Origin of the sequence: Paenibacillus ferrarius, assembly GCF_002027705.1 — a bacterium.
GTDB lineage: Bacteria > Bacillota > Bacilli > Paenibacillales > NBRC-103111 > Paenibacillus_E > Paenibacillus_E ferrarius.
In genome coordinates this window covers 94,331-106,508 of sequence record NZ_MBTG01000018.1, presented here as the reverse complement: position 1 = coordinate 106,508, position 12,178 = coordinate 94,331, and the positions used below count along the sequence as shown (strand labels likewise).

The following is a 12,178-nucleotide window of genomic DNA, read 5'->3' as shown; positions in this document are numbered from 1 at the left end:
AAGACACAGCACTCAACACATGTGGAGTGTTGCTCACTGTTGGACAGGAAAATCCAATGAGGTTCAAATGTAATCACTTTTCCTATATCAACAACACAATCAATCATCTTCTTCAGTATAACCATTGGGTTCGGTACATGAAGTAAAAAGGCATGGCATATTGCAATATCGTACTTTCTTTCCAAAGCAATCTCCTGAATGTTGAGGAAGCTTTGTGCTTTGGATGGATCGATGGAGTCAAAAAGAAAATTTCTGAAACGGAGCTGGCTCAGAGGTTGTCACCTAGATGTAAGAAAAGCTCATGGACTGAATTAAATAAAGAACGTGTCCGCCACCTCGAAAAGTTGGGGTTAATGAGAGACGAAGGAAGAAGGGTTCTTCCTATTATGGATCACAATTCTCTTAGGATAGATGAAGATATTGAACTAAGGCTAAAGGAGGAAAAGAATGCATCGCTTGCGGTTTTGATTTCAAGGTTTTCTATGGACAAGTTGGACATGGTTTTATTCAAGTACACCATTTGGTGCCTTTGCATTCTATTAGAAAAACATATAAATTACACCCTATTAAAGACTTGAGACCCGTATGTGCTAATTGTCATGCTATCATTCACAAGCATAAGCCGGAGCTTAGTATTGAAGAGTTAAGTAACATGGGAAAACCGAAAAAGGTAGATATCGATAAAATGCACGCTTATCGAGATTCAATTCGCGATGGAATGAATAATCCAGTCATTCAATACGTGGCAATCCGTTATCCAGGAAAAACTGTCAATTACACGGCTGGATTAACTGCAGTTAGGGCATATCCAAATGAAGACGAGAAATTAGGGATGACTTTAATTGAAGTATTGAAAATGGAGATTAATCGTTGTATAAGTTCTGCAATTTCGCAGGGCTGATGAAGAAATATAAACTGTTATATGGCAATTTTAACTTATGACTAAGACATTCTTAGGAGGATTGGCTAATGGAGTTTTTCTCAAAAATATGGAATTTAGTAGATACAAAGAATTTTCAATTCAAGGATAATCGAGGTAATTTTTTTAAAGAATATGGGGATGTAGATGAAGAAACGTAGCTATTAGCTCGATTGATTGCCATATTTATTCCTATTTTGATAATGTTGCAGGCAATTGATGATAGAGATGAAAAGTTGGTTGATGAAGCAAAAGCGAACATAAAACGTGCTCTCGCTGATTAAGAAATGTCATTACGCTAACGGATACGTTTGTTGATAGGGATCTCTTTATAAATAGTTTGTTAGAAGTACTTCAAATCTTATTTGTAAATCGGGATTTCTACTCTAAAACACCACTTCAAAACTTAATTTGTAAATCGATTTTATATGAAAAACCAGCAAACCCTTATGTTTGCTGGTTTCTTGCACTTCAAAACTTATTTGTCACCCAACATGACGGCTGTTGGGTGACAAATAAGTTTTGAAGTAGACAAATAAGTTTTGAAGTAGACAATAAAGTTTTGAAGTAGACAATAAAGTTTTGAAGTAGACAATAAAGTTTTGAAGTGACAAATAAAGTTATGAAGTATAGAAAATAATATTTTTGCGAGATTTGATAGTACCAAGATATACAGGACATATGTCCTTAGTTAACAGCTGCGTTCACTCCATAGGGTGAACGCATATTTTATTTTAGGGGGAAGAAAGATGACTAGAGGTAGTGCCATTCACAAAACGCAGATGAATAGACTAAAGGACGGTAGAGGCCAAGGATATGGGAAGGATTATAAGCCTTTCATTCAAGCTAGTGATAATAAAGCTCCTTCAGAAGGATACCTTATTAGGGAATTAGGATGGAAGTCAGGTAGAATACATGTTAAAGCTATGGAAGAATTGATTAAAGAGGTTCAAGGAAATATTCTCAAGATAAAAGCAAATATCACCAGAAATAAAAAGTATCATGATTATTGTTTCCGAATAATAAAGTTGTAGACTGAACACGAGCGGTGGTCGGCTGGAGCAGCCTGCCGCTCACGCTCCTGTTTCTTCCGGATGAGGCTCGGGTTTGCGATCGGCGCGCCGGCAGCGGCCGGCTGGTGTAGAAAGAAAATAAAGTAATAGACTGGAAGATAAAGTTGTAGACTAAGAAAATAAAGATGTAGACCAGGAAAATAAAGTCTTAGACTAACGATGCATCATTAACCGAGGGACGGGCAGATTTGTTTAAAACCAGCGAGACTGAGCAATTTCCAGAGATCGCTCTTTTGGCGAACCGAAGAGTGTGGCTGATCAGGAAACTATCTGCTGTTGGAAAGTAATGTTAGCTGTTGAGTAAAGTAAAATTCCGCAAAAAATATCAAAACAGAGCGTTCCATCTGTCGTAAAGTGAGTATATCGATATGGAGGCATTACAGTGAATTATAAGGATTTGGTAATCAAGGCCATTACCTATATTGAGGATCATCTGACCGATGAGAGATTAAGCACCAAGGTTATGGAGGCTGCGGGCTATTCGCAGTACCATTTTCACCGGATCTTCCTATCGGTTACGAGAAACTCCGTCTCGGAGTACATACGCAAGCGGAGATTGACACAAGCAGCATACGATTTATTTTATTCCAACCAAAGGATCATAGATATTGCCATCCTGTACCGGTTCGAGTCTCAGGAATCCTTCGCCCGAGCCTTTGGGAAAATGTTCTCCATCTCGCCTGGACAATTTCGAAAGCAAAGGGACATGAAGGACACGCTGTTCCGGGCAATGGAGAAGCTTCCTTTGGATGAAGTGGGGCTACAGCATTTGAGTAAGAGCGTCTCCCTCGTGCCAGCTATTGTCTGCCTGAATAAGATGCATCTGGTCGGCATGTCGATACCGGGTGTCAATTCGGACGAAGTCGGAAAACTATGGCGGAGCTTTAGGCAGCGTTTGTTTGAAATTGAGCGAAAGCCGGATACGGAAGACATATTTTATGCGGTCATTGAACTTACAGGTAGGCAATGGGAAGTCACGTATATCGCTTGTGTCGAGGTGGCTAGCGAGGAGAGTGTAGTTCCCTTGGGAATGGTCGCTAAGCTGCTCCCAGTTGTAACTTATGCGGTTTTTACTCATAAGGGGACATTATCGAGACTCAACGATACGTTCCAGTACATTTATGAAATCTGGTTACCCCAGTCAGGCAGCATTCGTACGAATTGGCCGGAGTTTGTGCGTTACGACCATCGATATCTAGGACCGATGAACGAGGATTCGGTATTAGACATATATATTCCCGTTGGCTCGCCATATTAGGAGCATGTAGCTCAAGGAGAGGAAGAAATCAAGATGAACAAAATAGAAGACATTGTTGAAGGATATGCAGGTTGCTGTGAGGTACAAATTACCGACAACGCATTGAAGGTGACCGTTCCCATGATCGTGATGTATCCGACAGATGCACCGGAACAGACTGATAAGTTAGGGCCGTACTCGTTGGAGGTGGCCAGAGACGCAGCGCCGCTAGAGGGAAAATTTAGACTAGTCCTCATTTCACACGGTACAGGCGGTTCACCGCTTGTGTACCGGTCGCTCGCTCGGCATTTAGCGCGCAGCGGCTTTATCGTTGGCCTTCTCGAACATCCATTTAATAACCGCAATGATAATAGTTTGGAAGGTACTGTCCAAAACCTCACCTATCGCCCCCGGCACCTTCGCATGGCAGCCGACTGGTTTTTTGAAGATGAGAGGTTTAAGGGGCTTCTACAGCCGGGAGGCCATTCGGTCATCGGGCATTCCATGGGGGGCTACACCGCGCTTGCAGCAGCTGGCGGTATCCCGACCTCCTTCCCTAATGAGAGCCCGGATGGGAAGCCGCAGCAGATCGATGTTCCTCATGATTCACGCATCCGGTCCCTGATTTTGCTAGCCCCGGCGTCCGTTTGGTTCCGTAATGAGGGAGCATTAAACAACGTTCGGCTCCCCATTCTCATGTTGGATGCCGAGCGAGACCCTTACGCACTTCCTTTTCACGCGCAGATCATCATGAATAGTGTTGCTGAACCTCAAATGATTCGCTATCGTACGGTGGAGAATGCCGGACATTATTCCTTCCTGACTCCTTTCCCAGCTGAGATGATTTCACCAGCCTTTCCCCCCTCGCAAGACCCGCCCGGCTTTGATCGCGTGCAATTTCAAGAAACGCTGAAGGCTGAAGTAGTAGAGTTTCTGTTGACTTAACATTAGGAACAATCACTTTCCGTCGAAATCAAATGTTAACTGAGTATTCGATTAACTAATCGTTACGCTAACTGGGGAATGTTAGTTCAATATCAGGCTGAAATAGCAGTGGCAGTCTAAGACTTTATTTTCACGTCTTAGTCCGCCGCTGCTTACTTTATTGGAACAGTCTAAAACTTATTTTGCGAAGGCTGCCAAATTAATAATTGCGATCATTACTATAAACTTAATCAATTGCATAAACATCGTGATCCGCGCCTGGAGGGAGGGCGGCGGCGATCTGCTGCTTCAGGTGGCCGATAACGGGGCCGGTATGGATTCGGATCGGCTTGCCTCGGTGCTCGAGCGGTACAGTGACGGTTAGAGAGCGCCCCGGGTCAAGGCTGTCGAGTTATGGCGAGGCTCAAGTCGGGACGATTCAAAGAACAATAATCGGATATGCGTTAGGTCAGGCTCTCTTGCCGGCAACAGGCGAATGTATCGCCACGGTTGCTGGAAGACGAGTCTTTTTTCTTGGCAGTCAGCGCAGCAAAACACCGTGCGATTCTCAGTAAAATCGGATATTTGTCTGGTTGTAACGACTTCATGCCGCAGGTAGTATGGAAGAAACACTTGGAAAGGGGGCGGACGACCGGTCGGCAAAGGAAAGAAGGCGGTTATGTAAGGGTTACGGCTTGAGAGAATCGTTTACTTTTAATGGAGCTAAAGGAGGTTTGAAAATTGATGGCAACACCTATCTTCAGGTGGCTGCGATCCCAAACGCTGAAGCTGGCGGTGAGCGCGGTCGTGCTCCTGTCGGCCGCGTCGCTATGGGAGAATCTCGAAAATCCCAGTGTGGTTTCCGCAGCGGGCAACGTTTATTACGTGGATGCAACGGCAGGTCTGGATAAGAGAGACGGAAAAAGCCCGGAAACGGCCTGGCAATCTATCGGTAAAGTGAGCGGCGCTGCTTTGCAGCCCGGCGACAAAGTATTGTTTAAACGCGGTGAAATATGGCGGGGGGGATTGTTTGCCCCAGGGGCATCAGGTACTGCGGACAACCCGATCGTGTTCGGTAGTTACGGACCGACGAACTTGCCACTTCCCCGCATCAGCGGAGGCAGGCTTGCGACCGATTGGCAGGGGCCTGGTGCTAACGGCGAATATTATTGGCGAGCAGTCTCTTTCGGCCAGAATGGGCAGATCGTTGTACTTGAGGACGGGCGAAGGTTGACTGGCAATAACACCGAGGCGAAACTTCCTGCGCCGCAAAAAGGTTCGCTTGCGTCTGGCGAATGGGCATGGGATTCGGTGACAACAAGCGTTTATTATAAGCCTACGTCCGGCTTGCCTTCGGGCCACGAGCTGGAAATTGTAACGAATGACCGTTTCGCCTTCTCTTCCAATCAAAAGAGCTACGTGGAACTCGAAGACCTGGATTTGTACGGAGGTTATTCGTATTCGGCTCTAATCTATGGCGATAGCCATCATGTTACGATTCGCAACAGCCGCATGCACGGCTCGGATCGTCATGGCGTCCGGATTACGGTGGCTGATGATAACAAGCTGATCGGCAACGAAATATACGATGCGAACTTCTATGGCGTTTACATAGAAAACGGTGCGGATCGAAACTTGGTCAGCGGCAATACGGTGCAGGATATCGGAGTACTGAGGACGGACGACGGCGATTCGGTAGGTATTTATGTCGGAGGGGCATCGACTGTGACGCGCCCGTTGAGCAACGTTGTAACGCATAACACAGTTCGAAAGGTCGGGAAAGACACGTATAGCGGAAAAAACGGCAATGTGTCACGCGGTAGTTTATCAAGTATAGGGATCCAGATCGAGTCGGCGTCCAATACGCAAATTACCAATAATCGTATTTATGACATTGCAAGAACCGGGATCTCTGCACTCACCAGCTATGCCGATTCGCTGAACCTGGCGATTAACGGCAATTTGCTTTATCAGATTGGAAGCGCTACCGTAATTGACCAGTACAGTTCGGGAATTATGCTGATGAATCTAAAAGGGAAGCTGAACGGGACAAGTGTACTAAACAACACGATTGCGGACTCCGACTTCCATAGCAATTCGGGGCGCGAAGCGGCGCTCAAGCTGCGGGTCGTCGGCCCAAGCGGCGGCAATAGCGGTCAGTTGAACGGGCTGAGCGTGCGGAATAACCTGATTTCAGGCAATTCGGCTAATTACACGCTAGTGGTTGATGTGGACAACGAAGCTCAGGTATCGAATCTGATCCTCGATAACAACTTGTACGATCCGGCCTCCGGAGGCGTGTTTTGGAACCAAGGCGGAGTGAGCGCGAGCTTTGCGGCAGATAAAATCATCGGCTTAACCCAAGCATACTACTCGGCAGCTAAGCAAAAAGATCAGCACTCGGTTGCCGCCAGCCCGCTGTTTGTTGATGCGGCTGCGACGAATTACCGGCTGGGGCAACCATCACCTGCCGTGGATGCAGGCGCTGACGTCGGGTTGACGGTTGACATGGACGGAAATGCGATTCCTCGAGGCATGCGTCCAGACATTGGTGCTTACGAAAGCGATTGGTCCCGCGAGCCTGCTGCGCCGGCCATTTACGGCGTGTCGAACGGCGCTGTCTATTCCACTGTCGTTACGGCAACATACTCTGCCGGGAGCGCGACGCTTAGTAAGAATGGGGGAACCATGTTGCCTTACTTGTCGGGCAGCGAAATAAGGGAAGAAGGCACGTATCTGCTGCGCGCTGAGGCGGCGAGCGGATTGGCGACAGAGGTAACCTTCTCCATCGTATTCGGCCCGATTGTCGTTAAAGGCGTGGCGGAAGGGCATGCCTACAATTACACCGTGAAGCCGGTATTTCCGGAAGGGACTGGCACGCTCAGCAAAAATGGCGGTCCGTCGGAGCCGTTCGTATCGGGCGCTTCGGTGACGCAGGAGGGAGCATACGTACTGAAGGTATCGGTATCCGATAATCGGTCAAGGAGCGTCGCTTTTACCATTGACCGAACTCCTCCGGTTATTGAAGGCGTTGTCAGCGGCGCTGTCTATGATCAGCCGGTCATGCCGCAATTCAACGAAGGTACCGCTATTCTTTACCGAATCGAAAGCGACAATGGCGGCGATCGGATGCGGTCGCGCTACATGCCGCAATCGGTCTATTATTCAGAGGATGATCCATCCGGGCTTGTGGAGCGAATTTCTATATCCAAGGTGATGGTGCCGCTATCTGCCATTGACCGGGAGATCGTGGTGCAGGCTTCCTTCTTGTCTGGAACGGTCGTATCGGAGCCTGGCCGCTACAAGCTGACCGTAACGGACGCGGTATATAACCAGAGCGTTGTGCGCTTTGCGATCGCTGCTTCGGCAGTAACGCTGCAGTCGGATGCTGTTGTCGCTGCCGGTGAGAACATCGAGCTGACGATTGGTGTCCACGGGGTATCGGAGCTGGCGGGACTGGACGTCAAGCTTGACTACGATCCGAACGTACTGGTGTATGTGGATGCCGCAGGCCTAAGAAACGGCGTAGTCGTCGCGATGGCAGACAAAGGGAACGACGATGGTCATTTGCACTTGCTGCTAGCTGTTCTGGGCGATGCAGGAATGCTCGAAGGCGACACGGCGATAGTCAAAGTAACCTTCCACGTATCCGAACAAGCGCCCGCAGGCTCGACGAATGTCAGCGTATCGGCGGCGACAGGCGCCGATATGCAGGGCCGCGAATATGTCTTGGCGCTCGCGTCCCGTACGATTTCAGTAGGGAACACGGTTGACAAGGATGCGTTGAACGAGTTGATTGCTACGGCGGCAAGTGTGCTCGCCTCGGCGACGGAAGGAACGGAAGTGGGCCGATATTGGCCGGGATCTCTGAATCAGCAACACGCACTGCTGGCTGCCGCCATTGCAGATGCCGAAGCAGTATCAGGCAGTCTGACGGCAACTGCCGGGCAGGTTCAAGCAGCAACGACTGCGCTGAACGAAGCGATCGCAGCCTTTACGAGCTGGAAAATTACCGCGACCGTCGGCGATCTGAACGGCGATGGACGCATCTCGATTGGCGACCTGGCGCTGATTGCTCATCATTACGCGAAAACTTCGGCCAACACTTCCAGTACAGAGTGGTCGCTGATTCGCGATTATGATCTGAACCGGGATGGCAAGATTGATTTGTTCGAGCTGGCGTTTGTTGCTGGTCGTATCATAAGAGGGTAACTGTTAACTGAAGAAGGGAACCTACGGAGGTAGAAAAATGAGCCTATACGGAAGGAAAAAAGCCAGACGGGGATTATTGTTGCTGCTGGTGCTATCGTTGCTGTTAACGCTGGCGGTACCGGTGTCGGTGGGGGCAGCAGCCATTGAGGCGCCTGACGCGAATGCGTACTTTACCGAGTCGGAGACGCTGTTTCAAGATTATGCCCCTGGCATCTTGCGCCCCGATCAGGGGACGATACAGTTAACGATGCGGATCGATAAAGATTTTGAGCAGTTCGGCAACGATTGGGATTATGTGTTCAAGGTATCGCCGACCAAAGAGATCGGGAATACGCTCATGGGTATCTATGTTCCTGCCCGGCCGGAACGCGGTCTCGCATTCATATTGCGAGACGGGGTCAACACGCAGAAAGCTCTGGACACTACATTTACTTACACACCTGGGCAGCGTATCAATGTCGCCATAACTTGGGGGACGGAGCTACGGTTATATGTCAATGGTGTGCTGAAACAATCGGCACCGATGGCGGGACCGATCCGCAGCGATCTGCTGCCATATCGATTCGAGGTTGACAAGTCGGAGCCGTTCCATACCGAGGCGCTGAAAATATCGACCAGAGCATTGTCGGCGGCGGAGCTCACAGTGAGTCCTGGGATTGTATTCACGGGCGATGCTGATACGAGCTTACTAGCAGTCAACGGCTTGAAGGAAATCGAGCACAGGCGTACGAATTGGCATCGGACAATAGGTTACCACAGCTTGACGCCTGTAGGCAGACCGGAAAAATCGGTATTTACAGAAGGCGCACCTGTAATAACTCCGTTCGTCGCTCTTAACATGTCTGATTCATCTAAGAGTTACCAGGTGAAGATCAAAGCAAATAATGCGGACGGGGAGCCTGTCATGGAGAAAGAGATTACGGTTCTTTCGCAGAGTGACAGGAGATATCATATCCATGAGATTGCGTTGCCTGAGCTAGCGGGACGCGGCTACTACAATCTGCAGACGACGGTTTCTTACGAGGGTCAGCTCCTGACTACCTGGGATACCGGGATCGCCGTTTTGCCGGCAAACGATGCATCCAGCCCGGACGGCCAGCTTGCCGACTATTATGGCACGTATCTGTTGGACGATTTTGACCCGGCGATATTGAAGGGCATGAACGTGAAGACGACACGCAGTCCTTTCCGCTGGCGGATCGTTGAGCCAGTGAAAGGAGCGTTCGACTGGGAGAAGACGGATGCTTACGTCGCCAAAGCAAGGGAAGCTGGCATGGACATACTCGGAACACTTGGATATTTGCCACAATGGGCAGGTATTCCATCTCCGCCGGAGATTCAAGCCAAGAGTGATCTGGCCAAGCGGCCGGAGCGCTGGCTGCCTCGTGATCTGCAAGAGTGGGCGAACTATGTCTACCAGACGGTTTCCCGTTACAAAGACGATGTGAAGGTTTGGGAGATTTACAACGAGGTCAACTTCCATCCGCCGGCCGATCCTTCCGCCTTCCCGGGCTCGACGGAGCTGTACGCCCAAATGTTGAGAATCGCATATCAGGAAGCGAAACGAGCCGACCCGGACGCGCTGATTTCAACTAGCGGATTCTCCGACAGCGATGCTGCCGACAGTCAGATGCCGTTGCAACTGCTGGAAGATCAGTATGCTGAGGGCTACTTTGATGTATTTAATCTTCATGCTTACGGCGGGACGGCCAAGACGGATATATGGATCGACAAGCTCAAGGAGAAACGCCCGGGTGTTCCTTACTGGATGTCCGAGCATATGTGGTATACCTTGTTTAACAAAAAAGCGCGCGAATTCAAGACGATTGAGTGGTTTGCGATGTTTTTGGAGAGAGGGTATGACCGCTTCATCAATATGGGCTTGATGGACGTGTTTTTCAGTCGGTTTACGATGACGCCGAATGCTGATTTTCAGGTAGTCGCGGCTTTTCAGAACCAAATTCGCAAGGCGGATCGGTATCTTGGGAAATATACATTTGCCGCAAGCGATAACTTTACTATCCGTCACTACTTCCGCAGAGCGGACGGCACATACCTGAGTATGCTCGGATCAGCGATCGGCGAATATGCGATTGAAGCATCAGGCGGCATTATGCAGGTGACTGACATCTATGGTCAAACGGTTCCGGTTACGACGGAGAACGGCAAAACGGTCTTCCGTGTCAAGAGCACAGCTTACATCATCAGCAGCCAGCCACTCGAATTAACGAAGACCACGTTGCTTGGCGAGGTTCCGCTCCACACGAATGAAAGCTTCGAAGAGGTGCTGGGCGATCCAGCGATGGGGTTGCAGGGCGTCATTCCGACGGGCTGGATATTCAGGGATAAGCTAAATCCGAACGATACGCAGGCGAAAATTATTCTCAGCCAAACGGCGCGTACCGGCAATTACAGCATGGAGCTTACATCCGGTGGGGGAGGACGAGTCTACGTATTTGAGGATACGGAGCTGCACAAGCCGGGCAAATACAGACTTACCGCGTATTTCAAACGGCTTGCCGGGGATTCAAGTTTGAAGGCCTATACCTTCTTCTATGATCGTTCGCCGAGTGTGAACAATACGAAGGATGGTTATTTGGCCGATATCTCGGACACGGAATTTGTACCGTTGATCTTCGATTTTGAAGTGCCCGTAACGCCTACGGTGAAACAGTCGATCGGCTTCGGCATTTATTCGGGTGCCGGCAAGGTGCTGCTCGACGACATCTCCTTGACATACGTAGGGGAGATCGGTTCGGTGGTGGTGCCGAATCAGATTGTTGATGCTAAAAAAGAGTATCTCGACCTGACCACGGCGATGAACCAGACCTACACGGATGAGACGGCTGGGGATGGGCAAGGCGGCTGGGCGGATCTCGGCACAGACAATTTGGGTGCGACGGATTTCAAAACTGGGAAACGTGCGGTGGGAGGCGTCCCGTTCGATATCAAGGATCGCAGCGCTCCGGTTTCCGTCGCAACACTGGGTGGTGTCATCCGTCCGAATATTCCTGCTCGGATTAAAGGGATCCCCGTCGGCAAAGCTCTGGCGAAAGTCGGTTTTTTGTATACGGCAATGTATGTCGATGCCGCCAAGGGAGCGAAACTAGGAGAGTTCATCCTGCATTATGACGACGGCACGACGGCCACGCACGAGCTGCTCAACAAGGTGAACATCAACGATTGGTATGTGCCTGGAATTGATCCTGCCGTACCGATTGGAGAGAAGGTGATTACGCACGCGACGGGGGAACGGGCATTATTCGTCTCGGTATTTGATAATCCCCAACCGAACAAGATCATTCAATCTATCGACATTGTCAGCAATAAAAACAGCATCTTGTTCATCCTTGCGGCTACGGGCGAAAAGCCGTAACGATCGTACGATAAGGGGGTAGTTCCAAAATCGTTCGCATGGAATGGGAACGTCCCAATTTACACATGAAAGGACCCCAAATTCCACTGCAAAGTGGAATTTGGGGTCCTTTTTCTTGAAGGCCGACATAGTGCATATCGCCTCCAAGACGTTCCGGGCCGCGGCTATTATCGTCTCAACGCTACCGATTCTGCTAGTGTACCCGTTTCTGCAAAAATACTTTGTGATGGGTATGACGCTGGGCGTTGTCAAGCAATAGACATGAACGGGAGAAACAGGGCGTGTGCGCGCGTTCTGATATCCATAGATGCAAAACCCAGATAAGTTAAAAATGGGAGGATTCCATCGGTCTAAGGCCGCAATTCAAACGATGTTGGGACTCGGTGTTATTACCAGCGATCAGGGGAATAAGATTCACCACTCACCACCACATTACT

Annotated in this window: 7 protein-coding genes and 3 pseudogenes; 9 read left to right on the top strand and 1 reads right to left on the bottom strand. The window is 49.3% G+C overall.

Going from position 1 to position 12,178, the window contains the following annotated elements:
* Positions 1-29 precede the first annotated feature (29 nt).
* A pseudogene (locus BC351_RS44380) lies at positions 30-203 on the bottom strand (class I SAM-dependent methyltransferase); the annotation flags it as partial.
* Here BC351_RS44380 and BC351_RS20205 point away from each other — a divergent pair.
* The 9 genes and pseudogenes from BC351_RS20205 to BC351_RS42320 all read left to right on the top strand — a co-directional run.
* Positions 195-446: pseudogene (locus BC351_RS20205) on the top strand (YdeI/OmpD-associated family protein); the annotation flags it as partial. The pseudogenes BC351_RS44380 and BC351_RS20205 sit on opposite strands and share 9 nt — an antisense overlap.
* A gap of 206 nt (positions 447-652) precedes the next feature.
* On the top strand, positions 653-901 hold the full coding sequence (locus BC351_RS43505) for a hypothetical protein (protein WP_079414537.1): 249 nt from the start codon (positions 653-655) through the stop codon (positions 899-901).
* A gap of 767 nt (positions 902-1,668) precedes the next feature.
* On the top strand, positions 1,669-1,953 hold the full coding sequence (locus BC351_RS20190) for a hypothetical protein (protein ID WP_079414536.1): 285 nt from the start codon (positions 1,669-1,671) through the stop codon (positions 1,951-1,953).
* A 421-nt stretch (positions 1,954-2,374) separates the two neighbouring features.
* Positions 2,375-3,250 carry a GyrI-like domain-containing protein gene (locus BC351_RS20185; protein WP_079414535.1) on the top strand — a complete coding sequence of 292 codons (876 nt, stop codon included), beginning with the start codon at positions 2,375-2,377 and terminating at the stop codon, positions 3,248-3,250.
* Positions 3,251-3,283: 33 nt separating this feature from the next.
* Entirely contained in the window at positions 3,284-4,174 is an 891-nt protein-coding gene (locus BC351_RS20180; protein ID WP_079414534.1) for an alpha/beta hydrolase family protein, read from the top strand.
* Between the two features lie 160 nt (positions 4,175-4,334).
* Positions 4,335-4,538: an ATP-binding protein gene (locus BC351_RS41665; RefSeq protein ID WP_144028470.1), complete on the top strand. Its 204-nt coding sequence runs from the start codon at positions 4,335-4,337 to the stop codon at positions 4,536-4,538.
* A 359-nt stretch (positions 4,539-4,897) separates the two neighbouring features.
* The gene (locus BC351_RS20175; RefSeq protein WP_079414533.1) at positions 4,898-8,365 is read left to right on the top strand and encodes a right-handed parallel beta-helix repeat-containing protein; all 3,468 of its coding nucleotides are present in this window, start codon (positions 4,898-4,900) and stop codon (positions 8,363-8,365) included.
* Positions 8,366-8,402: 37 nt separating this feature from the next.
* Complete coding sequence (locus BC351_RS20170) at positions 8,403-11,741, top strand: endo-1,4-beta-xylanase (protein WP_079414532.1); 3,339 nt, start codon at positions 8,403-8,405, stop codon at positions 11,739-11,741.
* A 160-nt stretch (positions 11,742-11,901) separates the two neighbouring features.
* Positions 11,902-12,000, top strand: a pseudogene (locus BC351_RS42320) (carbohydrate ABC transporter permease); the annotation flags it as partial.
* Positions 12,001-12,178: the final 178 nt, after the last annotated feature.

Excerpts from the sequence above, each read along its gene's own strand:
- BC351_RS20170 (WP_079414532.1), top strand. The coding sequence starts at position 8,403 with ATGAGCCTATACGGAAGGAAAAAAGCCAGACGGGGATTATTGTTGCTG.
- BC351_RS20190 (WP_079414536.1), top strand. The coding sequence starts at position 1,669 with ATGACTAGAGGTAGTGCCATTCACAAAACGCAGATGAATAGACTAAAG.
- BC351_RS20175 (WP_079414533.1), top strand. The coding sequence starts at position 4,898 with ATGGCAACACCTATCTTCAGGTGGCTGCGATCCCAAACGCTGAAGCTG.
- BC351_RS43505 (WP_079414537.1), top strand. The coding sequence starts at position 653 with ATGGGAAAACCGAAAAAGGTAGATATCGATAAAATGCACGCTTATCGA.
- BC351_RS20180 (WP_079414534.1), top strand. The coding sequence starts at position 3,284 with ATGAACAAAATAGAAGACATTGTTGAAGGATATGCAGGTTGCTGTGAG.